Source organism: Aquabacterium sp. (assembly GCF_030652515.1).
Lineage (GTDB): Bacteria > Pseudomonadota > Gammaproteobacteria > Burkholderiales > Burkholderiaceae_C > Aquabacterium.
Genome location: NZ_JAUSAR010000131.1, coordinates 35,572 through 58,460, shown reverse-complemented (window position 1 = coordinate 58,460; position 22,889 = coordinate 35,572). Strand labels below are relative to the sequence as shown.

The 22,889-nt window shown below is 65.2% G+C and carries 23 protein-coding genes; 8 read left to right on the top strand and 15 right to left on the bottom strand.

Going from position 1 to position 22,889, the window contains the following annotated elements; translation table 11 throughout:
- The 4 genes from Q7V20_RS15720 to Q7V20_RS15705 form a co-directional block, all read left to right on the top strand.
- Window positions 1–456, top strand: a 456-nt coding sequence (locus Q7V20_RS15720) for a hypothetical protein (protein WP_304793120.1), incomplete at its 5' end; no start/stop codon positions are given.
- 184 nt (window positions 457–640) lie between these two features.
- Window positions 641–820 (top strand): hypothetical protein, encoded by a 180-nt coding sequence (locus tag Q7V20_RS15715; protein WP_304793117.1) that lies wholly within the window; start codon window positions 641–643, stop codon window positions 818–820.
- A 98-nt stretch (window positions 821–918) separates the two neighbouring features.
- Complete coding sequence (locus Q7V20_RS15710; protein ID WP_304793114.1) at window positions 919–1,251, top strand: hypothetical protein; 333 nt, start codon at window positions 919–921, stop codon at window positions 1,249–1,251.
- Complete coding sequence (locus Q7V20_RS15705; protein ID WP_304793111.1) at window positions 1,238–1,786, top strand: DUF6036 family nucleotidyltransferase; 549 nt, start codon at window positions 1,238–1,240, stop codon at window positions 1,784–1,786. The genes Q7V20_RS15710 and Q7V20_RS15705 overlap by 14 nt, the downstream gene beginning before the upstream one ends.
- Before the next feature lie 10 nt (window positions 1,787–1,796).
- Here Q7V20_RS15705 and Q7V20_RS15700 read toward each other — a convergent pair whose 3' ends face one another.
- Together Q7V20_RS15700 and Q7V20_RS15695 are read right to left on the bottom strand one after the other, a co-directional pair.
- Window positions 1,797–2,012 (bottom strand): hypothetical protein, encoded by a 216-nt coding sequence (locus Q7V20_RS15700; RefSeq protein WP_304793108.1) that lies wholly within the window; start codon window positions 2,010–2,012, stop codon window positions 1,797–1,799.
- Window positions 1,999–2,337 (bottom strand): hypothetical protein, encoded by a 339-nt coding sequence (locus Q7V20_RS15695; protein ID WP_304793105.1) that lies wholly within the window; start codon window positions 2,335–2,337, stop codon window positions 1,999–2,001. Before Q7V20_RS15695 ends, Q7V20_RS15700 begins: the two co-directional genes overlap by 14 nt.
- 501 nt (window positions 2,338–2,838) lie before the next feature.
- Between Q7V20_RS15695 and Q7V20_RS15690 the strand changes: the two genes are divergently transcribed.
- From Q7V20_RS15690 to Q7V20_RS15675, 4 genes are all read left to right on the top strand, one after another.
- The gene (locus tag Q7V20_RS15690) at window positions 2,839–3,825 is read left to right on the top strand and encodes an HlyD family secretion protein (RefSeq protein WP_304793102.1); all 987 of its coding nucleotides are present in this window, start codon (window positions 2,839–2,841) and stop codon (window positions 3,823–3,825) included.
- A gap of 13 nt (window positions 3,826–3,838) precedes the next feature.
- Window positions 3,839–6,679 carry a ribosome-associated ATPase/putative transporter RbbA gene (gene rbbA / locus Q7V20_RS15685; RefSeq protein ID WP_304793100.1) on the top strand — a complete coding sequence of 947 codons (2,841 nt, stop codon included), beginning with the start codon at window positions 3,839–3,841 and terminating at the stop codon, window positions 6,677–6,679.
- 1 nt (window position 6,680) lies between these two features.
- On the top strand, window positions 6,681–7,829 hold the full coding sequence (locus Q7V20_RS15680; protein ID WP_304793097.1) for an ABC transporter permease: 1,149 nt from the start codon (window positions 6,681–6,683) through the stop codon (window positions 7,827–7,829).
- A 61-nt stretch (window positions 7,830–7,890) separates the two neighbouring features.
- Complete coding sequence (locus Q7V20_RS15675) at window positions 7,891–9,534, top strand: efflux transporter outer membrane subunit (RefSeq protein WP_304793095.1); 1,644 nt, start codon at window positions 7,891–7,893, stop codon at window positions 9,532–9,534.
- 11 nt (window positions 9,535–9,545) lie between these two features.
- Here the strand turns inward: Q7V20_RS15675 and Q7V20_RS15670 are convergent, their stop codons facing one another.
- The 13 genes from Q7V20_RS15670 to Q7V20_RS15610 form a co-directional block, all read right to left on the bottom strand.
- A complete protein-coding gene (locus Q7V20_RS15670; RefSeq protein ID WP_304793128.1) occupies window positions 9,546–10,631 on the bottom strand; it encodes a homocysteine S-methyltransferase family protein in 1,086 nt (361 codons plus the stop codon).
- A gap of 63 nt (window positions 10,632–10,694) precedes the next feature.
- Window positions 10,695–12,128: a bifunctional diguanylate cyclase/phosphodiesterase gene (locus tag Q7V20_RS15665; protein WP_304793093.1), complete on the bottom strand. Its 1,434-nt coding sequence runs from the start codon at window positions 12,126–12,128 to the stop codon at window positions 10,695–10,697.
- Between the two features lie 9 nt (window positions 12,129–12,137).
- Window positions 12,138–14,252: a bifunctional diguanylate cyclase/phosphodiesterase gene (locus tag Q7V20_RS15660; protein ID WP_304793090.1), complete on the bottom strand. Its 2,115-nt coding sequence runs from the start codon at window positions 14,250–14,252 to the stop codon at window positions 12,138–12,140.
- Window positions 14,253–14,349: 97 nt separating this feature from the next.
- Window positions 14,350–14,631, bottom strand: coding sequence for a DUF3567 domain-containing protein (locus Q7V20_RS15655; protein ID WP_300544406.1), 282 nt, complete (start codon window positions 14,629–14,631; stop codon window positions 14,350–14,352).
- 460 nt (window positions 14,632–15,091) lie between these two features.
- Window positions 15,092–15,553 carry a nuclear transport factor 2 family protein gene (locus Q7V20_RS15650; RefSeq protein WP_304793085.1) on the bottom strand — a complete coding sequence of 154 codons (462 nt, stop codon included), beginning with the start codon at window positions 15,551–15,553 and terminating at the stop codon, window positions 15,092–15,094.
- A gap of 2 nt (window positions 15,554–15,555) precedes the next feature.
- Entirely contained in the window at window positions 15,556–16,335 is a 780-nt protein-coding gene (locus Q7V20_RS15645; protein WP_304793083.1) for an SDR family oxidoreductase, read from the bottom strand.
- A 15-nt stretch (window positions 16,336–16,350) separates the two neighbouring features.
- Complete coding sequence (locus Q7V20_RS15640) at window positions 16,351–16,890, bottom strand: DUF3833 domain-containing protein (protein ID WP_304793080.1); 540 nt, start codon at window positions 16,888–16,890, stop codon at window positions 16,351–16,353.
- A gap of 18 nt (window positions 16,891–16,908) precedes the next feature.
- Window positions 16,909–18,165 (bottom strand): MFS transporter, encoded by a 1,257-nt coding sequence (locus Q7V20_RS15635; RefSeq protein ID WP_304793078.1) that lies wholly within the window; start codon window positions 18,163–18,165, stop codon window positions 16,909–16,911.
- Window positions 18,158–18,757: a chalcone isomerase family protein gene (locus tag Q7V20_RS15630; RefSeq protein WP_304793075.1), complete on the bottom strand. Its 600-nt coding sequence runs from the start codon at window positions 18,755–18,757 to the stop codon at window positions 18,158–18,160. The genes Q7V20_RS15635 and Q7V20_RS15630 overlap by 8 nt, the downstream gene beginning before the upstream one ends.
- 7 nt (window positions 18,758–18,764) lie before the next feature.
- Window positions 18,765–20,009 (bottom strand): cyclopropane-fatty-acyl-phospholipid synthase family protein, encoded by a 1,245-nt coding sequence (locus Q7V20_RS15625; protein ID WP_304793072.1) that lies wholly within the window; start codon window positions 20,007–20,009, stop codon window positions 18,765–18,767.
- On the bottom strand, window positions 20,006–20,797 hold the full coding sequence (locus Q7V20_RS15620) for a DUF1365 domain-containing protein (protein ID WP_370652483.1): 792 nt from the start codon (window positions 20,795–20,797) through the stop codon (window positions 20,006–20,008). Before Q7V20_RS15620 ends, Q7V20_RS15625 begins: the two co-directional genes overlap by 4 nt.
- A complete protein-coding gene (locus Q7V20_RS15615; protein ID WP_304793070.1) occupies window positions 20,794–22,143 on the bottom strand; it encodes an NAD(P)/FAD-dependent oxidoreductase in 1,350 nt (449 codons plus the stop codon). The genes Q7V20_RS15620 and Q7V20_RS15615 overlap by 4 nt, the downstream gene beginning before the upstream one ends.
- 74 nt (window positions 22,144–22,217) lie before the next feature.
- The gene (locus Q7V20_RS15610; RefSeq protein WP_304793067.1) at window positions 22,218–22,811 is read right to left on the bottom strand and encodes a glutathione peroxidase; all 594 of its coding nucleotides are present in this window, start codon (window positions 22,809–22,811) and stop codon (window positions 22,218–22,220) included.
- Between the last annotated feature and the right edge of the window lie 78 nt (window positions 22,812–22,889).

Sequence of the window (22,889 nt, the reverse complement as noted above, 5' to 3'; positions counted from 1 at the left end):
GGCTACAAGACCTTCCTGCTCTTGAGCCGCAACTTCCCCGAGTACTACCCGCACCCCACGCAGAAGAACGATCACCTCAAGCACATCGCCGAGACCTACTGCGAGACGCTGTTCCCCGGCAAGCTGGACAAGGCATCGATGGTGCTGGACTTTGGTGACGGCTACAACTGCCTGAAGGGCGACGTGACCCCCATCACCCGCGAATTGCGCCAGCAGGCCGACATCGCCTTTTTTGAGAAGTGCAACCCACAGTGGGAACGCGGCACCGAACTGCCCTGCGTGGGCCGCGCCGACCTGAAGGCCTTCTTCCAGGTGATCATTCCGCAGCTGTGGAAAGTGCTGGTCAAACCCTCACGCGCCCGGCCCGAAACCGTGCGCCAGCGTGCGGGTGCAGCCTGGGCCGATTCGAGTTTTGGCAAGGCAGTGGCGCGTCACCGCGACGCCTTGTGGGGTTAATCAACGACGCCGGGATCAATGTCTGACAAACTGACATTCAAAACTTCCTGATTTAAGGGTATCTCCTCCGCCGATGTGAAGGGTGGCCAGGGATTCCCCGAAATGGTGCCACAACGGCCATCGTTAAATTCCTTGTGTGCCCTGCAAAGGCACATTCAAAAACCCATTGAAACAAGGAAAAAACATGAAAGTTCTGAGCACCCAGGAAGTGTCCCAAGTCAGCGGCGGCGAAAGCCTGATCGACGCGATCCACCGCGCCGAGTACAACGCCTACGGTGTGCCCCTGATCAACGCTGGCATCTACGTGATCAACCTGTTCTCGACCACGAAGATCCCTTACGTGACGAAGAAGGCTGCTCCTTAAGCCTTTGAAAATCCTGGGTGGGCCTTCTTCTTGATGAGCCCATCCAGGTTCGCCTTATCGTAGACTGGCTCCTCACAAGACGTGAACAGGAGCCCCCCATGCGAACGCATCAAGAGCTTGATGATCGCAGCCTCGCCTTGCACCGCCTGATCGCTGACAAGATCAGGCGCGACCCCGCCTTGTTCGACAAAGCACGGGCCACACTGGATCATTGGCGGCAACGGGTCAGCATCAGGACACAGCCTTGCCTGGACGAATGGGCACACCTCATGGACCAGGGGCTGGACGCCTGCCTGGCCATGGCCATTGAAGACTCCGAGCACGCCACCGCGCTGCGCCAGTCTTCACCGTTTTCGGGTCTGTTGAGCAACCAGGATCGTTTTGCCTTCTTGAAGGCTTGGCCAAAAAGCCCCAACCATGCTGCGCACTGAGCTGGAGCACCTGATTCGCGCCGCCGCAGCGGTCACGAACGAGTACGAAATCATGGTCATCGGGAGCCAATCCATCCTGGGGGCCGTGCCCAATGCGCCACAAGATTTGCTGGTGTCGATGGAGGCCGATTTCTTCCCGCTACACAGACCGGACCTGGCCGATGTCATCGACGGCGCGATTGGCGAAGGCTCCCCTTTTCACGATCGCTTTGGGTACTACGCGCAAGGCGTTGGGCCGGAAACTGCCATCCTGCCCAGCGGCTGGGAGCAGCGCGTGGTCAAGATTCAGAACGCCAACACGGACCTCAAGATCGGGCTGTGCCTTGATCCCCATGACCTGGCCGCCTCGAAGCTCGCTGCAGGCCGCGAAAAGGACTGGGCATTTGTGGAGGTCATGTTGGCGCACGACATTGCGGATGCGGCCACGTTGACGAATCGCATTGAAACCCTGCCTGTGGGCGCAGACAAGGTGGCGAGGCTCAAGGCCTGGGTGGCAGCGCGGGAGAATTCAGCAGGCCGGATACCGCATCCCTGAAAGCCGCCGCTCATTCTTCAAGCCAATCCAGTTGTGGCCCCACTGGCGGCCAGGTACCAGCCGCAACGCGCTGGGCATACCAACGGGGCATGGCAGCATCTTCCACCGTGTATTCGCTGCGGGCTGATTTCCACACCAAGCTGGGCTGGTGGCTGCGCAAACTCTCCAGCGCCTTCTGGGCTTTGGCAACGGTGACCTTGTCACCCGTTTTTTCATTGAGTTGCACGTCCTTCGATTCCGAGCGAGGAGTCGTGGAATAGTGCGCGCATCTTCGGCCTTAAGCGCGAGGTCAGCGCCTTTGTTATGACTTCGACGCGTCTTGTTTCTTCTTGGGAAAGGGCGACTCGAGCTTGCGTGTCTGCATCGACCTTCTTGTCCTCTGATCGGTGCTTCAGCCATTGTTTGTGCATCAGATAGCCGCCGCCGATGATGCCCACGCCCAGAACGGTAATGACGATATCTTGCGCAGTCATTTTTCCTACCAAGGCTGTTGCCAGGGACTGGGCGTATTCGCCCAGATCTACTTTGATCAGCGAACTGCCTTGCTCCACTTTTGCTTTGAACTGGATGTCTCTTCGTTCTTCGGCCGTAGCCCAAAAGAATCAGTCCGGTCGACAGCTCAACTTGCTGGCCACACGTGCCGCATTTGTGTTGGGCCCAGAGAATGGCTGTAGATTGTGATCAAGCCCAGCAGACGCGTGAACAACAATTTCGCAAACCTATCTCAAGCTCTTTGGTCGAGCCAGAGGCGATGGCAACTCTGATTTCGCTGTGCCGTAGCAGTATCCGCGTGGGATCGATTGCGGCGGTCTGCGCTACATGCTCAAGGAGCGTTTTAAGCATGCCCTTGCTCAAATCATCAAAGCTGCGGCCACTGTCAAAGTAATGCCTGAGACGATAGAGCCGATCAGCGTTTCACACGTTGTTACATTCCCTGCACTCAGGGGGGTTGAGCCTTGATCTGCGTGACCCCTTGACACATGTCAACCCCAGTCCGGTGTGGAACAGGTCTGATACCTGCAGACTCCGGAATATGCAGTCAAGGCATGGTGATGAAGAAAGCGACACTGACCATTGCAGCCGTGCTGGCCACATTGGCTGCGGGAACCTATCTGGCCGTCAGCACCAACGTCAAGATGACCCACCAGCCACAGGGCGTGGTGCGGGTCAATGGCCGACTTGAGGTCGAGCGCCTGGAGATCGCCAGCAAGTTTGCCGGGCAGGTCGTGGAGGTGGCCGTGCAGGAAGGCCAGCGCGTCAAGGCAGGGGACGTGATCGCGCGCATGGACGCGGCCGACCTTGAGGCGCAACTGCAGGGCGTGCAGGCGATGGACCAGCGTGCCAGCCAGGCCTACAAACGGGCTCAGGGCGAAAGCCAAGTGCGCAACCAATACCTGCGCGTGGCGCAGCTTGAGTTGAAGAACACCGTCAAGATGCACGACGAGGATCTGGTGTCCAACGCCGAGCTTGAGCGGCGTCAGGCCCAGCGCGACGGCGAAGCAGCGGGGGTGTCGGTCGCGCGCGCCGCCATGGGCGAAGCTTCGGCGGCGAAGGCCGAGGCACAGGCCGGCATGAAGCGCCTGCGCCAGGCCATTGGCGACCACACCTTGCGCGCGCCAATGGATGGCCGCATCGAGTACCGCGTGGTCGAGCCGGGCGCGGTGATCCCCGCTGGCGGCCGCGTGGCCACGCTGCTGAACACCTCGCAGGTCTACATGACGGTCTTCCTGCCGACGGCCCAGGCCGGCCGCCTGCAGATCGGCGACGAGGCCAGGCTGGTGCTGGACGCCGCGCCCGGCATCGTGATTCCGGCACGGGTGTCGTTTGTCGCGGAAGAGGCGCAGTTCACACCCAAGTACGTCGAAACCACCACCGAGCGCGAGAAGCTGATGTACCGCGTCAAGCTCAAAGTGGAGCCGCAGCTGACACATCAATACGCCGCCTACGTCAAGGCGGGCATGACTGGCAATGGCTACGTGCGGATCAAGCGCGACGCAGCCTGGCCGGACAAGCTGGCCGTCAATCTGCCCAAGAATTAGCGCCTGGGTGAGCATGAGCCGTCACGCCTTCGCCCCTGCCACCGTTCCGGCCCCGCTGGCCGTGACGGAGCGTTGCGCCATCAGGCTGGAGGGCGTGTCGCACCGGTATGGCCAGCAGCTGGCCCTTGACCATCTCACACTGGAGTTGCCCGTGGGCGGCACCATCGGCCTGGTGGGGCCTGACGGCGTCGGCAAGTCCACGCTGTTGGGGCTGATCGCCGGCGTGAAGAAGCTGCAGCAAGGCAGTGTGCATGTGCTGGGCGGCGACATGCGCGACGCGCGTTTTCGCCGAGCGCTGTCGCCCCGCGTGGCCTACATGCCGCAGGGCCTGGGGCGCAACCTGTACCCGACGCTGACGGTCTACGACAACATCGACTTCTTCGCTCGCCTGTTCGGCCAGAAAGCGCCGGAGCGCCGGGCGCGCATCGAGCGCCTGCTGAAGGCCACCGGCCTGGCACCGTTTCCGGATCGCCCGGCCGGCAAACTCTCGGGCGGCATGAAGCAAAAGCTCGGGCTGTGCTGCGCGCTCGTGCACGATCCCGACTTGCTGGTGCTCGATGAGCCGACCACCGGCGTCGATCCGCTGTCGCGCCGCCAGTTCTGGGCGCTGGTCACCGAGCTGTGCAACGAGCGGCCGCAGATGACCGTGCTGGTGGCCACGGCCTACATGGAAGAGGCCGAGCGCTTCGATCACCTGGTGGCCATGGACGCGGGCCGCGTGCTGGTGTCGGCGCCCACGGCCGAGGTGTTGGCGCGCACCGCCGCGCCCACCTTGGAAGACGCCTACGTGGCGCTGCTGCCGCCCGAGCGGCGCGGCAGCAGCGGTCCGCTGCTCATCCCGCCACTGCCGACGCCAAGCGGCCCGCCTGCGATAGAGGCCAAGGGGTTGACGCGCACCTTCGGCGACTTCACCGCAGTGAAGAATGTGAGCTTTCGCATCGAGCGCGGCGAGATCTTCGGCTTCCTCGGTTCGAACGGCTGCGGCAAGACGACGACGATGAAGATGCTCGCGGGTCTGCTCGACATCACGGAGGGCGAAGCGACACTGCTGGGCCAGCCGGTTGGGCGCGACCGAGGCCAGGATGGGGGCGACATGGCAGCGCGCTTGCGCGTGGGCTACATGTCGCAAGGCTTCTCGCTTTACGAAGAGTTGACGGTGCGCCAGAACCTTGAGTTGCACGCCAAGCTCTACCGGCTGGCCAACGAAGCCGGGCGCAGCGCCATCGACGCGGCGCTCGACACCTTCGAGCTGCGCGCTGTGGCCAGCGCATTTCCCGGTGCCCTGTCGCTGGGCATCCGCCAGCGCCTGCAGTTGGCAGCGGCCTGCCTGCACCGGCCCGAGGTGCTGATCCTGGACGAGCCCACCTCGGGCGTGGACCCGGCGGCACGCGACATGTTCTGGCGCCATCTGGCCAAACTGTCACGCCAGGAACGGGTGACGATTTTCGTGTCGACCCACTTCATGAACGAGGCCCAGCGCTGTGACCGCATCTCGCTCATGCACCGCGGCCGCGTGCTCGCCGTGGGCACGCCAGCCGAGCTGTGCGAGAACAAGCAGACCGAAACGCTGGAGCAGGCCTTCATCGACTACCTGCTGGCCGACGATGGCGAGGGGTCTCCACCGAGCACGGTGGCTGAGCTGGCCGTTGCACCGCAGCCGACGCCAGAGTCGGGGGCGGTGCAACGGCGGCCAGCCGCCTCGTCGGCCACGGGCGGCCTGGGCGTCTGGTTCAACCGCGTCTGGGCTTTCGCCGTGCGCGAGTCCATCGAGTTGCTGCATGACCGCATCCGGCTGAGCTTCGCGCTGATCGGCCCGATCGTGCTGCTGTGCGCGGCCACCTGGGGCGTGACCTTCGACGTCGAGCGCATTCCGTTCACCGTGCTCGATCATGACCGCACGGTCGACAGCCGCCGCCTGGTCGAGCACTTCGCGGGCTCGGCTTACTTCAGCCAGCAGCCGCCGCTGAGCGACGCGGCGCAGATCGACAAGCAGTTGCTGTCGGCCCGCTCGTGGCTGGTGATCGACATTCCGCCACATTTCGGCAGCGACCTGATCGGCGGGCGCCAGCCGGAAGTGGCTTACTACATCGACGGCGGCCACCTGGCGCGCGCCGCCTACATCCGCAGCTATGCGCAGGGCATCGCGCTGGAGCATGCCGTGCAGTTCGCGCGCAGCATCCCGGGCGCCCCCGACACCGCCTTGCCCGTCCGCTTTGAGCCGCGCTTCACCTACAACCAGGAGTTCCGCAGCGTCTTCGCTTCGGCCCCCAGCGTGCTGATGGTGGCGCTGATCCTGATCCCCGCCATGCTGACCGCACTGGGCGTGGTGCGCGAGAAAGAGATGGGATCGATCACCAACCTGTACGCTTCGCCCGCGTCGGTCGGCACCTTCCTGCTGGGCAAGCAGATGCCGTATCTGCTGCTCACGATGGTCAGCTATCTGAGCCTGGTGTTCGTGATGATCACGGTGTTCGGCGTGGCTGTGAAAGGCAGCTTCCTGGCGCTGACGCTCGGCGCGCTGGCCTATGTGTTCGCGGTCACGGCGCTGGGGTTGATGGTCTCGGCGCTGGTCAACACGCAGGTGGCGGCGCTGTTCCTGGCGGCGATCGTCTGCGTGATCGTGGCGTCGAACTTCTCTGGCCTGCTGGCCCCGGTGTCGACCCTGCCTGGCGAGGCCTACTGGATAGGCCTGGGCTTCCCGGCCTCGTGGTTCCAGTTGATCAGCCTGGGCGTGATCGCCAAAGGCCTGCCGCTTCAGTGGAGCTTCTTCGGCCCGAAGTACGCAGCATTGCTGGGCTTCGGCACGCTCTACCTGCTGATCGCCCGCGCGCTGGTGCGCAAGCAGGAGGCCTGAGATGGACGACAGAACCAGCACCGTGCGTCTGTGGCTGCGCAACGCGGCAGTGTTGACGCTGAAAGAGCTGCGCTGCGTGCTGCGCGACCGCAACATGATGGTCGCGATCGCGATCGCATTCTCGGTGGGCGTCTACCTGGTGGCCACCGGCGTGCACGCCGACGTCGCCAACGTGTCGGTCGGCGTGATCGACAGCGACCACTCGGGCCTGTCGATGCGCATCCGCGAGGCGATCCGCATGCCGCACTTCCACCCGCCGGTCGAGATCGACCGCGCGCAGGCCGACGCGGCGATGGACGCTGGCCGCTTCATCTTCATCCTCGACATCCCGCCGCATTTCGAGGCCGACGTCCATGCGATGCGCGCTCCGACCGTTCAACTCATGGTCGACGCCACCGCGATGACCCAGTCCAGCCTGGGCACCGCCTACCTCAACGAAATCGTGCTGCGCGAGACGCTGGCCTACCTGAAGGTGCAGGGCATCGAGGCGCGCCTGCCGACGCGTTCGGTCACGCACATCTTCTTCAATCCGAACGGCGAGTCGGTCTGGTTTGCTTCGGTGATGCAGGTGATCAACAACGTCACCGTGCTGGCCGTGGTGCTGGTGGGCGCGGCGGTGATCCGAGAGCGCGAGCACGGCACCATCGAGCACCTGTTGGTGATGCCGGTGCGGCCCTCCGAGATCGCGGTGGCCAAGATCGTGGCCAACGGCCTCGTGATCCTGGTGGCGGTGGGCTTGTCGGTGGCGCTGGTGGTGCGCGGCGTGCTGGCCGTGCCCTCGGTCGGCTCGCTGCCGCTGTTCCTGCTCGGCACGGCCTTCTACCTGTTCTCGCTGACGGCGCTGGGGATCATGTTGGCCACGCTGACGTCGTCGATGCCCCAGTTCGCCCTGCTGTCAGTGCCTGTGTTCGTGATCATGTACCTGCTGTCGGGCTCGACCACGCCGCGCGAGAGCATGCCCCTGCTGCTGCAGCAGGCCATGCTGGTCTCGCCGTCCACCCACTACGTGAAACTGGCCCAGGCCATCCTGTACCGGGGCGCGGGCTTGAACGTCGTCTGGCCGCAGTTCATCGCGATGACGGGGATCGGCGCGGTGTTCCTGGCCGTGGCGATGGCGCGCTTCCGCTCCATGCTGGCGCGCCAGGGCTGAAGTCGACTCAAACGCAGGCCTTCCCGTGATTTGTTTTTCAAGTCTGACCACAAGGAACCCCATGGCTCACATCGCATGGCACCGCCTCGGCATGCTGCTGTCCGTACCCGCGGCCGCGGCACTCTGCGCCTGCTCCAGCACCGTCGAGGTGACCGTGCCAACGGCGCGGGTTCGTGTCCCGGGGCATTTCATGACGCGCCCCGGAGTCGACAAGATGCCACCCGCGCCCGCCTCAGCGCCCACCGGTGCCAGCGCGCCGATGCCCGCGGGGCCACCAAATCCTCCTCAAGCCGCCGGCACCGATCTGCAACGCTGGTGGCTCGACCTGAACGACCCGGTGCTCAACGCCTTGATCGAACGCGGTCTGCAAGACAACACCGACATCCGCATCGCACTGGACCGCGTGCGCGAGGCCCGCGCCTATCAGACCCAGGCCGAGTCGGCGTATTACCCAACGGTTGAGGCTTTCGGGGGCCTGGCGTATTCCAAAGGCACGGTGCGCTTGCCCGACTGGCCACCACCACTGAACTGGCCGTCGGTGTCGCTGCCCACGGCCAAGCAAAGCGCGGCGGGCTTGGCCGCGGCTTGGGAGGTCGACCTGTTCGGCTCGCGGCACAGCTTTGCAGACTCGGTTCATCAATGGGTCCATGGCGCGCAGGAACAGGTGCATGGCGCGCAGTTGCAGGTGGCCGGTGAGATCGCCACGCAGTATTTCGAGGCGCGAGGCGTCGAGCAACGCATCGAGGTGCTCAAGCGCGGCATCGTCGTGGCGCGCCGACTGGTCAGCTATGCCACTGGCCGCTTCAACGCGGGCCAGACCAAGCGCACCGACGTGCTGCGCGCCGAGGCCGAGGCCGAGTACACCGAATCGCAGATGGCGGGTCTGAGCCTGCTGCTGCGGCAGCGTCTGCTGCGCCTGGCCACACTGACCGGCCAGGCCGCCGAAGACCTGCAAGCCCTGCCGCCACAGCCGACGGGCAGCGGCATCCCGGCAAGCCTGCCGACCGTGCTGCCCTCCGAGGTACTGGAGAACAGGCCCGACGTGCGTGGTGCCGCGCATGTCGTGCGCGCCCGCGCCGCCGAGCTGGGTTCGGCCAAGGCCGACCTGCTGCCCAAGTTCTACCTGGGCTTCCTGGCTGGCGAGGGCCACATCAGCCTGTCGAACCTGCCGACCACCCGGGCCAGTTTGCAAGCCTGGGGCTTGGGCGTGCAGCTGCCGCTGTTCACGGCGGGCCGCCTGCGCGCAAAGATCGCGGTGCAGGACGCCCGCCTGGACTCGGCCGTGGCCGACTACGAGCGCGCGATTCGGCAAGCGCTCGAAGATGTCGAGAACGCCTACCAGGCGCGCCTCGCGCTGGATGCCCGCAACACCCAGCTGGAGCGGGCCGTCAACTTGCAGCAGGAAGCCTCGCGCGACGGTGAGAAGCTCTACCGCGCAGGGCAGGAATTGCTCCAGCCGGTGCTGGAGTCGCAGGCCAAGGCCTTGCTGCGCGAAGACGAACTGGTGCAGTCGCGCACCGTGCGCACCACCACCACGGTGCTGCTCTACAAGGCGCTCGGCGCGGGGTGGTCGGACGCCAGCGCGCGGGCGTCGATGGCTGCGCTGGAGGCTTCAGCGGCGGGCCCGGCTGCCCCGCAGTCAGCACCGACCGAGTTGTCACCTGCGGTGCAGAGCTGGTTGCGCGGCCAGCGCCGACGGCCCTGAGGTGTTGGCGGTCAGGTCTTGAGCCCAGTCAAGAAACCCGTCGCACCTTCATGCAGACACCTGGGTTTGTACTGCCCCACCCGCTTGGCAATCGCCGCGATGTGCTGGGGCGTGGTGCCACAGCAGCCCCCGGCAATGTTCAGGAACCCCGCCTTGGCGAAGTCCTCCAGCAGGCCGCCGGTGATCTCGGGCGTTTCGTCAAACCCCGTGTCGCTCATTGGATTGGGCAAGCCCGCATTGGGGTAGCAGCTGACAAAAGTGTCCCCCGCGATCTTGGTCAGCTCTTCGATGTACGGGCGCATCAGCGCCGCACCCAAAGCGCAGTTCAACCCAATGGCCAGCGGGTGCGCATGCCGCACCGAGTGCCAGAAGGCGCTCACCGTCTGGCCCGACAGGATCCGGCCTGACGCGTCGGTCACCGTGCCCGAGATGATGATGGGCAGGCGCTCGCCGGTGTTTTCGAACAGCTCGTCCAACGCGAAGATCGCGGCCTTGGCGTTGAGCGTGTCGAAGATGGTTTCCACCAGGAAAACGTCGCTGCCGCCTTCCAGCAAGGCCTCGGCCTGCTCGTAATAAGCCTGGCGCAGGGTGTCGAAGCTCACGTTGCGCGCGGCCGGGTCGTTCACATCGGGGCTGATGCTGGCGGTCTTGGGCGTGGGGCCGATGGCACCGGCCACGAAGCGCGGGCGGTCGGGCGTGCTGTATTTGTCGCAGGCCAGGCGCGCCAGGCGGGCGCCTTCGAGGTTCATCTCGCGCGCCAGTTCGGGCAGGTCGTAGTCGTCCTGGGCCACGGTGGTGGCGCCAAAGGTGTTGGTCTCGATCAGGTCGGCGCCCGCGGCCAGGTACTGCTCGTGGATCTGGCTGATCACCTCGGGCTTGGTCAACTGCAAGAGCTCGTTGTTGCCCTTGAGGTCCTTGTGGTGGTCCACGAACCGGGTGCCCCGGTAGTCGGCTTCGGTGAGCTTGTACTGCTGGATCATGGTGCCCATGGCGCCATCCAGGATGACGATGCGCTGGCGCATGATCTCGGGCAACTGGGCCCCACGGGTGTAGGGGCGGCGTTCCACCGGCAAGGTGGTTTTGGAGGGGGTGAGGATGGCGCTCATGCCCCTATTGTAGGAACCCCGTCAAGCCGCCGCCGCGAAATGGTCAACCCGCGGTCAATCCGGCCGCTCCAGGCGTGTCAAAGGCGCAGGCCGGGGCACCGCTTCGCTGCTGCGCGCCCACAAGGCCATCTGCACCGGCGACATGGGTCGCGCGAACAAATAGCCCTGCAGTTCGTCACAGCCAAAGCGCAGCAGGATGTCCTGCTGGTGCGCGGTCTCCACCCCTTCGGCCACCACGTTCAAACCCAGGGCGTGCGACAGGCGCACGGCCGCGTCCACGATGGCCTTGGCGTCCTCGTCGTGCTCCAGGCTTTGCACAAAGCTGCGGTCGATCTTGAGCTGGCAGGCCGGCAGCTTGCGCAACTGGCTGAGGTTGGCGTTGCCCATGCCGAAATCGTCGATCGACACCTGCACGCCCAGGCGCATGAACTGCTCGAAAAGGCGCACGCAGGCTTGGGGGTCGGCCATGGCCGCCACCTCCGACACCTCGAACATCAATCGGTCGGCGTGGATGCGCTGCGCCTTCAGGGCATGCTCGATGCGCTCGACCAGATCAGCCTGGCGCACCTGGTGCACCGACAGGTTGATGGCCACGCGCAGGTCCAGGCCTTCGTCCTGCCAGGCGCGTTGCTGGCGACAGGCTTCATCGATCACCCATTGGCCAAGCACCCCGATCAGGCCGAAGCGCTCGGCCACGGGGATGAACACGCTGGGCTCGATCGGCCCTTGATGGGGATGCCGCCAGCGCAGCAAGGCTTCCACGCCGGTCAGGCGTCCGCTCTTGGTGTCCACTTTGGGCTGGTAATCCAGCGACAGGCCTTGGCCGCCCAGGTCCAGGGCATGCCGCAGATCGCGCTGCAGGTCGATCTGGGCTTCGCTGTTCACCGCCATGTGCGGCTCGAAAAACACGTGCATGCCGCCACCGGCCTGCTTGGCCACCGTCATGGCCGCGTCCGCGTGGGCGATGAGCTTGGCACGCGGGCCATGCGCCGGGTACAGCACGATGCCCACCGAGCACGACAAGCGCAGGTCGCGGCCTCCAACGCGCAGGACTTCGGCCAGGCTGGTGCGCAAGCGCGCGGCCACCGCCGCCGCCGCCGAGGCGTCGGGATCGCCATCGAGCAGCATCAGGAACTGATCACCGCCCAGGCGCGCCACCGTGTCCGACAGGCGGGCCAGCAGCGCCACGCGGCGCCCCACTTCGCGCAGCAACTCGTCGCCCGCGCGGTGGCCATACGAATCGTTGACCGCCTTGAAGCCATCCAGGTCGATGAAGAGCACGCCCAGGCGGCGGTTGGACGCCTCGGCGCGCCGCGCGGCGCCATCCAGCCGGTCTTCGAACAGGAGGCGGTTGGCCAGGCCCGTCAGCGGGTCGTGGTGGCTCAGGTCCTTCAGGTTGACCGGCGCGGGCGGCAGGTCCAAAGGCACCACGGAAGGGCTGGCCCACAGTGCCTTGGCACGGTTGATCCAGCGGTCAAGTCGTCGCATGCAAAAACCTCAAGCTGGTACCAAATGGAGGGGGGCCATGGGCACGGTCTGCGAGCCCATCCAGGTTCGCAGGTCCGAATCGGCCATGGGCTTGGCAAACAGGAAGCCTTGCAACTCGTCACAGGCCAGCTTGACCAGCACCTGGCGCTGGGCTTCGGTCTCCACGCCCTCGGCCACCACGGTCATGCCCAGCGCGTGCGACAGGCGCACCACCGCTTCGACGATGGCCTGCGCATCGGCGCTGTGGTCCAGGTCGCGCACAAAGCTGCGGTCGATCTTGAGCTGGCGGGCGGGCAAGCGGCGCAAATAGCTGAGGCTGGAATAGCCCGTGCCAAAGTCGTCGATCGACAGCTTCACGCCAATGCGGTCCAGCATGTCGAACACCTTCAGAGAAGCCTCGATGTCGTCCATGGCCACCGATTCGGTGATCTCCAGGATCAGCATGTCGGCGGGCAGGGCATGGCGTGCCAGGGTTTCGCGGATGCGGCTTTCCAGGTCGTGTTCGCGCAGTTGATGCGCCGACATGTTCACGGCCACCGGGATCTCCAGCCCGGCATCCAGCCACAGCCGCATGTGGCGGCAGGCCTCGTTCATCACCCACTGGCCCAGCTCGCCGATCAGGCCAAAGCGCTCGGCCACGGGGATGAACTCGGCCGGGCTGACGGGCCCACGCTGAGGATGCGTCCAGCGCAGCAACGCCTCCACGCCCACCAGGCCACCGCGCACCGCGTCCAGCTTGGGCTGGAAATGCAAGGCCAGCTCGCCCCGCTGGATGGCATAGCGCAGTTCGCGCTGCATCTCCACCTGCTTGGCACCGCTGATGTCCATGCCCGCCTCGTGCAGGCAGTACACGCCACCACCGGCCTTGCTGGCGGCCAGCATGGCCTCGTTGGCATGGCAGATCAGTTGCTCAACCGTGACGCTGTCCGGGTAAAGGGCGATGCCGATGGAGCAGGTGATGGTCACGTCCTCGCCATTGATCACACAAGGCTGGCTCACGGCCAGGCCGATGCGGTAAGCGAGTTGGGCCACGGCGTGCTGATCGGGCATGTTGGGCAGGAGCAGCAGGAACTCTTCGCCATCACCGCGCGCTGGCGCATCGGTGTTGCGCACCAGCACCAGCAGGCGCTTGGCCACCTGGCGCAGCAGGTTGTCGCCCAGGGCATGCCCATACGTGTTGACCAGGGCGCGAAAGCCATCCAGGTTGATGCGCATCACGGCCAGGCGGCCCGCAGGCGCTTCACCCGATTCGTCCAGCGATTGGATGACCTCGCGCAGGTGATGCTCGAAACCCGGCCGGTTGAGCAGGCCGGTCAAGGCATCGCGGTGGGCGGCCACTTGCAGGTCGGTCTGGGCCTGTTGGAGCGAGCTCACCAGTTGCGCATGTTGGCGGCGCAAACGCGTGTCCAGCACCGTGCCCAACTGCACGCCCATCAGCAGGATGCCGCCGATCAGACTCACCAGCCAATCCAGGTAAGTGCCGGACAACTGCTGCGCGCTCAAGCACACGGTCCCTTCCTGCACGCCGGCCGATTCCAGCATGAGCAACTGGGCCAGGTGGAGCGCGCTGCCCAGCACCACGGCCACGCCCGCCTGGTTCAGGAATTTCGCCTCGCGCAACAGCTCACGCCGCAGCATGACCGAGGCCAGCACATTGCCCACCAGGATGACGGCAAAGGCCACCAGCAGCCAGGCCGGGTCCCAGGCCACCTCGGGCTGCAAGACCATGGCGGACACGTTCAGGTAAGTCAGGAAACCAAAGCCCAGCGCGGCGAGCAGGCCTGAGAGGACGCGCTTGAACACGGGTTGATGAACCCGGCTGACCGACCAGATGAGCACGGCGCAGATCAGCACCGCTGGCAGCCAGGCGGCCAGCACGATGGCGGGCAGGTAGCCCACCTGGATGGGCAACTGGCGGCTGAGCATGCTGATGAAGCTTTGGGCCCAGATGCCCGTGCCCACGGTCAGTGCACCACCGATCCACCAGCCGATCCCCACGTCGCGGTCCGAAGCCCGCACGCGGCGAATCACCAGGGTCATGACATAAATGGCGTAAACCGCCAGGAACCACGCTGCGGTCATTGCAACGCCGTCATGGCGGACGACCAACAGGTCTTGAGGCATCAGCCCTCCGCGGCCACGAGAAACCAGATTACAGGGATAGTCTGGTTACATTTCGGCGGCGGAGGCCATTTCTTGAACGCCTGGGAGGCGGTTCTGCCTAATGCATCACGACTGGCTGTTGCGCCAGTCCGGTGAAGCCTTCCAGATAGGCGTCGAACTCTTCGACGCTGGGCGAGGTTTCAATCAGGGCATCGACCCCGACCTTGAAGCTCTCGGCCAGGGCACCCTCGATGAACAGTTCCTTGCGGGCGAACTTGTCCACGATCTCGTAGCCACCCCGGGTGAGGGTGCTGACGACCGAAGGGGGAACCGGGAACTCATCCGCAGCCAACTCGATCTGAACGACCGCGTAGTTGTCGGAGTTGTAAAGCATTTGCATGGACTGCACTCCAGATTCATGGGCTTGTCTCTCAGATGGGGACACAGCAGGCAAGCGCAAGCGCATGATGACGTTTCCTTCGACAGGAACACCCCCCGACTTGAGGGCCCGCATGCCCCATGAGCGCCCCCCATGTGGCGAATTGCACGACAAGCGTCGAGGCGACCCCCTCAAACACGGGGGCACGCCAGGCACCCCAGCCCCGTGTTGGATCGCATCACCCCCCATAGAGGGATATGGCCTCCCCATGGCCGCTCCTACATTAGCCATCACACAACAAGCTGTCATCACGTTTGAAGTGGAGAGGGGAGTCGATAACGAGGGCTTGATCACAGGGCGGTGAAGTGAGGAACGCATCACACGCCCACAAATCAAAGGGCAAGCCCCCACAGTTCCAGTTCATTTCACAGATTGAACCGCCCCGCCCTCCCGGCGGGGTTTTTTTTGGCGATGTGAAATCTCAGCCCTTGGCCACGCGGCGCTTCAGCCAACGCATGATGCCGCCCAGCACCGGCAGCTTCTCGTACAGCTCTTCGGCCGCGTCCCAATAGTCGCGGTGGTCCAGCACCAGGCCCTGCGCGTCAAAGCTCAGGTGGGTGGCCCCATGGATGGTGTGCCAGGCTTGCTGGCCCTGGAACTGAAAGCGCAAATCCCACACCAGGAAGGCCTGGTTACCACTGGCCATCTGCGACAACACCACAAACCGGGGCGAGGCCATGGCGCAGAACATGTGGGCAAAGATGGCCTCGATGGCCAGCAAGCCCCGCACGTCGTTGAAGGGATCCTTGAAGTGGGCATCGGGGGCGTAGAACTCGCCCAGGCGGGGCAGGTCCTGAGGGCCCAGGTGCTCGAAGAAATGGACCAGGCCGGGCAAGCCAGCCACGGCTTGCGCAGGCTTGGCGGGGTAAGGCAGCACCGCCATCGTCAACCCCCCGTGATGCGGTTGATGGCCGGAAAATACCAGGCATGGGGCAGGTGCCGCAGCAGCTTGAGCCACAGGGTGAAGCGCCATGGAAAGTGGATCTCGAAACGCCCCGAATGCCAGCCCGACACGATCTCGCGTGCGGCCTGCTCGGGCGTCAACAGCGCAGGCATGTCGAAATCGTTGCCCGCCGTCAACGGCGTTTGCACAAAGCCCGGGTTGATCACCGACACGCCGATGCCCAGCGGGTGCAGGTCCAGGTAAAGGCACTCGGCCAGGTTGTTGAGCGCGGCCTTGGTCGGCCCATAAGCCATGGCTTTGGGCAGCCCCCGAAAGCCCGCCACACTGCCCACCAGGCTCAGGTGCCCTGCCCCCTGCGCGGTGAGCAAAGGCAGCGTGGCGGCCAGCACGTGCAAGGCGCCCACGTAGTTGATCTGCTGGTGGCGCAAGGCCTCGGCCAGGTCAAAGCTTGGTGCACGCATGGGCTGGTAGTGGCCCGCGCAGTACACCACCATGTCCAGCCGACCCGATGGCGATCGGGACTGGATGCGCCCGGCCACCTCGCGCACTTTGGCCACATCGGCCACGTCCAGCGCTTCGAAGTCGCTGCCCGGGTGCGCGGCCACAAAGCCTTGCAAGGCCTGCACATTGCGGGCCGACACGATCACGTGCGCGCCCTTGGCATGCAGCAAGGCGGCTGTGGCCCGGCCAATGCCGGTCGAGGCCCCGATCAGCCAGACGGTGCGGCCTTGCCAGATGGTGATGCGCGGATTGAGTGACATCTCAAGCTTTCATCATCAAGGCTTGTGGAAGGACAAGGTCACCTCCCCAAGGCGCAACCCGAACTTGCTCATGGCGGCCTTGTTGAGCATCGTGTGGCTGTCCATGAGGTACATCCAGTCATTGAACTGGACGTCATACGTTTTGCCATCCACCGGCAGGCGCAGGGTGTAGGCCCACTGCAAGGCGTTGCCAGCCGCCTGGCCCTCGGCGGTGCCGACCACGTCATCGGCCTGGCCGGTGTAGCGCCCCTGGCCATGGTCGGTGATGCGCCAGACGCGGCGCTGCTGCGTGCCATCGCTGTAGCTGAAGTCCTCTTCCAGCACGCCCTGGTCACCGTTCCAGCGGCCCACCATCTGCACGGTGAAGCGCTTGACGACGCGGCCAGAGCGGTCGGTGAAGATGCCGTGCGCGGTGAGCGGGCCGTTGAAGTACTGGCGCAAATCCAAGGTGGGTTTCTGGTCGGCGTAATCGGCCGGGGTGGGCGCGCTGGCGCACCCCATCAGGCTCAGCGCCAGCAACAAGGCCAGCCAGAAGGATCGTGAGGTGGTGCGCATGGGGTGGGGTGCTTTCATTCATTCCAGGTTTTGGCGGCGCCACAAGCGCCACCACAAGGCCAAGGCCAACAACTTGAACAGGCAAGGCAAGCCGCCATAGGCCCAACTCAAGGCCTGCAGGGCTTGTGGATCACGCGCGCCCGGGCCATAGCCCCACCACTGCAAGGCGGGCAAGGCCAGGCCAGCGGCCAGGGCCAGGTTGAGCTTGGTGGCCAGCTGCCACCAGCCCGCGTAAGCGCCTTCGGATTGGCCCGCATGGCCCGCCCGCTGGATCACACCGGTGAGCAGGGTGCCGGGCACGGTCAGGTCGGCGCCCAAGGCCAGACCACTGGCCACGCAGACAGCCAGGTAGCCCGCGGTGTCACCCGCGCCAACGCCCAACACGCCGATGAAGGTGATCACGTTCAAGGCCATGCCGCAGGCCCAGGCGTTGGACGGGCCCAGGCGTTTGATCAGCTTCAGCCAGACGGGCACGCTGGCCGCGCCCATGACGAAGTAGGCGCCCAGAAAGATCGGCGCCCACGTGGGGGCCTGCACGCGGTCGTTGATGAAGAAGATCACCAAGGTGGCGGGGATCGCGCTGGCGATGCCATTGACCATGAACAAGGCCATGAGGTGGCGGAACGCCCGACCGCGCCAGGGCAAGGCCAACGACTGGTCGGCGGGCAACAAGGCGGCGCGCGCCCAGGTTTTGCGGGGCACAGGCGCCTTGCTCAAGGCCCACACACCCAGGGCCAGGGTAAGCCACAAAACGATGGTGGTGGCCGCCAGGCCCGCTTGCGTGGCCAGCACATTGGCCAGCAGCACGCCCACCAGGCCCAGGCCTTCACGCCAGGCCACCAGGCGCGACCGCTGCACGGCAGATCCCCCCAGGCGGCTGCCCCAGGCCTGGTGCACCACGCTGGCCAGGCTGAAGGCGGTGAAGGTGCCCGTCAGCGCCACGGCGCACCACAGCAGCAAGGCCGTGGTGCCTTGCACGGCTGGGAAAAACAAGGCGGCAAAGCCTGCGCCCAAGGCCAATCCTGCCCAAGCCACGGCCTTCAAGCCGCGCGGTGGCGACCACAGTGCATCCACCCAGCGGCCGAGCACCGGGTCGATCACCGCATCGAACAAACGGGTGCCCAACAACACCAGGCCCAGCAGCGCCAAGGGCACACCCAGTTGCGCGTAGTGTGCTGGCAGCATCACATACAGCGGCAAGGCCACGAAGGCCAAGGGCAGGCCCAGCAGGCCATAGCGTGCCGACGCAGCGTGGGGCAAGACCGTGTCAGACACCGAGCAAGTCCCGGCGCAAGGCGGGCGCCGACGTGGCACCGGACAGCCAGATGCCGAAGAACAGCGCGGCAAAGCGTTGGTCGTTGATCGCCTGGGTGGCCTGGCCATTGAAGAAGAAGCTGGCGCGGCCGTCCAGCTGGTGCAGGCCGGTCAGGCGGTCGCCATCGCGCACGTCGGCAAAGGCCGCCGTCATGGCCTGCAGCCAGCGCTGGGCATCGGCCTCGCTGATGGTGGTTTGGCGGCGCATCTCTTCGATCGAGCGCTCGGCGATGTCGCGCGCCTTCAGGCTACGCGCGTAGATCAGGCACAAGGCGAAGGGCTGGCTGAACAGCTTGGCCGCGTCAAACGTGGGCGGCACCCAAAGTTGCGCGTCATACACGTGGAAGCCGTAGTAGCGAAAGCGCGAGCGGCCTTGCAGCCGGGCTTGCGGCAGGTGCTGGGTCAACTCAGGTGGTGTGGGGATGTCGCGGCGGGCATCGGCTTGCGCGAAGGCCATGGCCATCGGGCCCAGCAAGGTTGCCATGCCCGCCGCACTGGCGCACCGCAAGGCCTGCCTGCGTGATGCCTGAGGTGGGGTGCGCTGCAAGCTCATGGCGCGCTCAAACCCGGCGCAGTGTGTACTGCACGACGTTGGTGTTGCCCATGTCAAAAGCCGCTTCGCAATAGGCCAGGTAGAACTCCCAGATGTGCTGGAAGCGCTGGTCAAAGCCCAGGCTCTGAACCTTGGAAAGGTGCGCGTTGAAGTCGGCGCGCCAGCGGCGCAAGGTCTCGGCATAGTCGGGCCCGAAGGCCATCGAGTTGACGACTTCCAAACCCGCCTTGCGGGCCTCGGCCTTGAAGGCCGCATCGCTGGGCAGCAAGCCGCCCGGGAAGATGTACTGCTGGATGAAGTCGGTGGACTTCACGTAGCGATCGAACAGGTCGTCGCGGATGGTGATGGTTTGCAGGCAGGCGAGCCCGCCGGGCTTGAGGCAGCGTTTCAAGGTGTCGAAGTAGCTGGCCCAGTATTCATGGCCCACGGCCTCGAACATCTCGATCGACACGATGGCGTCGAAGGGCTCGTCCTGAATGTCGCGGTAGTCCTGCAAGCGCAGGTCGGCCTGGTTTGACATGCCCGCGTCGGCCATGCGGCGCTGCGCCCAGGCCAGTTGCTCGGACGACAAGGTCACGCCAGTGACATGGGCGCCGCAATCGCGCGCGGCCACTTCGGCCAGGCCGCCCCAACCGCAGCCAATCTCCAGCACGCGCTGGCCGGGCTGATCGGCCGTGACGCCCGCCTCGCGCAGGGCCCGCAGGATCTTGGCCTGCTGGGCATCGGGCATCGAACGCGAGTGGTCGCCATCGAACCAGGCGCTGGAATAGCTCATGGTCGGGTCCAGCCACAAACGGTAGAACTCGTTGCCCAGGTCGTAGTGGGCCTGGATGTTTTTGCGGCTGTTGGCCTTGGAGTTGTGGCGCAGCAAGTGGCGCACGCGGTACAGCAGGCGGCCCCACCAACTGCCGTACACGGCGCTTTCAATGTGGTCGCGGTTGGCGATGAACAGCTTGAGCAGCGCCGTCAGGTCGGGCGTGGTCCAGTCGCCGGCGATGTAGCTTTCGGCAAAGCCGATGTCGCCCGACTTCATGGCGGCGGAACACACCTTCCAGTTGTGCAGGCGCAAGGCCGCGCGCGGCGCCTGCTCGGCCGCCTGGCCAAAGTGGGCGGTGCTGCCATCGGGCAGTTGCAGGTCCAGGCTGCCCACTTGCAGGCGTGCCAGCAGCCGCATGGCCATGCGGGCGGAGGCCGGGGCGTCTTGGGGCAGTGGCGTGGCGCTGGAATGCTGAAGGGTGGTCGATCGGTTCATGGTGTGGTCTGGCCATGCGGCCCGGTGACGAGTTCGGTGGGAGGGGCGGGTTTGGTGCGCAAGGGCACGCCCTTGACCCATACGCGCAAGGCCTGCCAGTGGATGCGCGCCACCACGCCCACCGTCATCAAAGGCCAGCCCCAGAAAGCGCGGCGCATGCAGGCCCGGGTCAAGGGCGCCAGTTGGCCGCTCAGGCTGGTCTGCAGCACCGGGCCTTCGGCATCGTCATGGTCAATGCGCACCACGATGCGGTCCTGCGCATTCCGCATGAAGCGAAAGCGGTAGGTGCCCGTCACCTCGCAAAATGGCGACACGTGGAACACCTTGTCGGCCGTGATCTCGCGGCCCCAGCCCAGGGCCGGGCCGTGCAGCAGGTAGCAGTGCCGCTCGCCAAAGGTGTTGTTCACCTCGGCCACCACGGCGGCCAGGCCGCCATCAGCCCGGTGCACATACCAAAAGCTCACTGGCTTGAACACATGGCCCAGCACACGCGGGTAGGTTTGCAGCCAGACTTCGCCCTGGTCGATGTCAGCGCCGCTGAGGCCCTCTTCGCGCAACAAACCATCCAGCCAGGCCAAGGCATCGGGGCCGCCCAGGCCATGGTCGGCATCGTGGAAGCTCAGCAGGCCAAAGCGGTTGCGCCTGACCTCATCGGAAGCTTGCCGACGCAAGCTGCGCATCGGCAGCATCCAGAAATAGCTGGGATAGGCAAAGGCGTTGCGCGCCGGTTTGAGGCGGGTGTGGCGCACCTGCCCAAAGCCGATCAGGGGCCCATGCGGCAAGCTCATGCCGACACCCGGTCAAGCTGCGCGCTGCGGCTTTGCTGCGCGCCTGCGTACCGCTCATCACGGGCCAACAACTGATCGGCCACGCCCTGTCCGGCCTTCAGGCCATCTTCATGGAAGCCGTAGCCTGTCCAGGCACCACAGAACCACACGCCGCGCTGCCCCTGGATGCTCGGCAAACGCGACTGCGCCTGGATCGCGGCCTGGTCAAATACCGGGTGGGCGTAGTCGTAGGTGCCCAGCACCGTGTCGGCCCGCGGTTCACGCAGCGGGTTGAGCGACACCACCACCGGCGTGGTCCAGGGCAAAGGTTGCAGACGGTTGATCAGGTAGTGCAGGCACACGCCCTGGTGCTCAACATCGGCGCTGCTGCCCCGCTCGTAGTTCCAGGCGGCCCAGGCACGCGGGTTGCGCGGCAACAGGCTGGTGTCGGTGTGCAAAACCGCGCGGTTGCGGTGGTAGCCGATGGCGCCCAGCAATTCGCGCTCATCCCTGGTGGCGCCACTGCCCAGCAAAGTCAGGGCCTGGTCGCTGTGGCAGGCCAGCACCACCTCGTCAAAGCGCTCGCTGCCCGCGTCGGTGTGCACCAGCACGCCCCCCATACCGCCCTCGCCCAGACTGGTCAGGCTGCGCACCGGGGTGGACAAACGCGCGTCGCTCAACTGCTCGACCAAACGGCGCACATAGTTGCGCGAACCGCCCTGCACCGTGTACCACTGCGGCCGGTTGGTCACCTGCAGCAGGCCATGGTTGTGGCAAAAGCGAATCAGGGTGGCCATCGGGAAGCGCAGCATCTGGTCCGTGGGGCAGGACCAGATGCACGCGATCATCGGCATCAGGTAGCCCTCCTGGAACTCGGCGCCAAAGCGGTGCTCGGCCAGGAAATCGGCGATGGGCTGGGCCAGTTCAGCGTCCAGGCCCTGCTGCGCCATCTGCGTGGCCAGCTTGTTGAAGCGCAGCAGGTCGGCCAGCATGCGCCAGAACGACGGCAACACCAGGTTGCGCCGCTGGGCAAACACGGTGTTCAAAGACGAGCCGCACCACTCCAGGCTACCCGCCTGCACCGAGAACGACATGTCCGACTTGGCGCGCGGCACGCCCAGGGCATCCAGCAAACCCAGCAGTTGCGGGTAGGTGCGCTCGTTCATCACCAAAAAGCCGGTGTCCACCCCATGGGTGACCCGCTCGCCCGAGGACGCCGCCAAGGTCACGTCCACCGTGTGCGCATGGCCGCCAAAGTAATCGGCCGCCTCGAACAGCGTGACATGGCGCTCACCGGCCGCCGCGCTCAAACGCGCTGCCGCCCCCAAACCGGCCACGCCCGACCCCACCACCGCAATGCGTTTCATTGGCTTTGCTCCTGTGGCCGACGATGCGCGACCCAATAAATTACCGACTAGTTCATATCGTAACTCATCAGTAATTATTTTGCAGCCAAGAGTTTCTCCACTTCCGCCACAAGATCACGGTCATCCGGCGTGGTGAGGCTGCTGTAGGCCGTCACCGTGCGGCCGTCGCGGGCGATCAGGTACTTGTAGAAGTTCCACTTGGGCGTGGTGCCGGTGAGCTTGATCAGGCTGGCGTGCAGCGGGTTCACCTCGTCACCGCGCACGTGGCTTTTGCCAAACATCGGGAACTTGACGCCATAGGTGTTCTCGCAGAAATCGGCGATCTGCTTGGCGTTGCCCGGATCCTGGTTGCCAAAATCATTCGACGGAAAGCCCAGCACCACCAAACCCCGGTCCTTGTATTTGGCGTAAAGCGCTTCCAGGCCCTTGAACTGCGGCGTGAAACCGCAATAGCTGGCCGTGTTCACCACCAGCACGACTTTGCCCGCGTACTGGCAAAGCGACTGGGGTTTTTCATCCTGCAGGCGCGGGAAGGTCTTGTCCAACAAAACCGGACAGGGTGCGGCGGTGGCAGCGGCAGGCGCGGCCTCGGCCGCCAGACACACCACGGGCACGACGCCGATCAAGGCTGAGGCCAGCATCAAACAGGAGTAACGACTTGCACGCATGGACATCGCCTTTCGAAGTGGGGAATCACATCACACCACAAACCCATGCCAACGTCTTCATTGCAGCCACACTGTCAA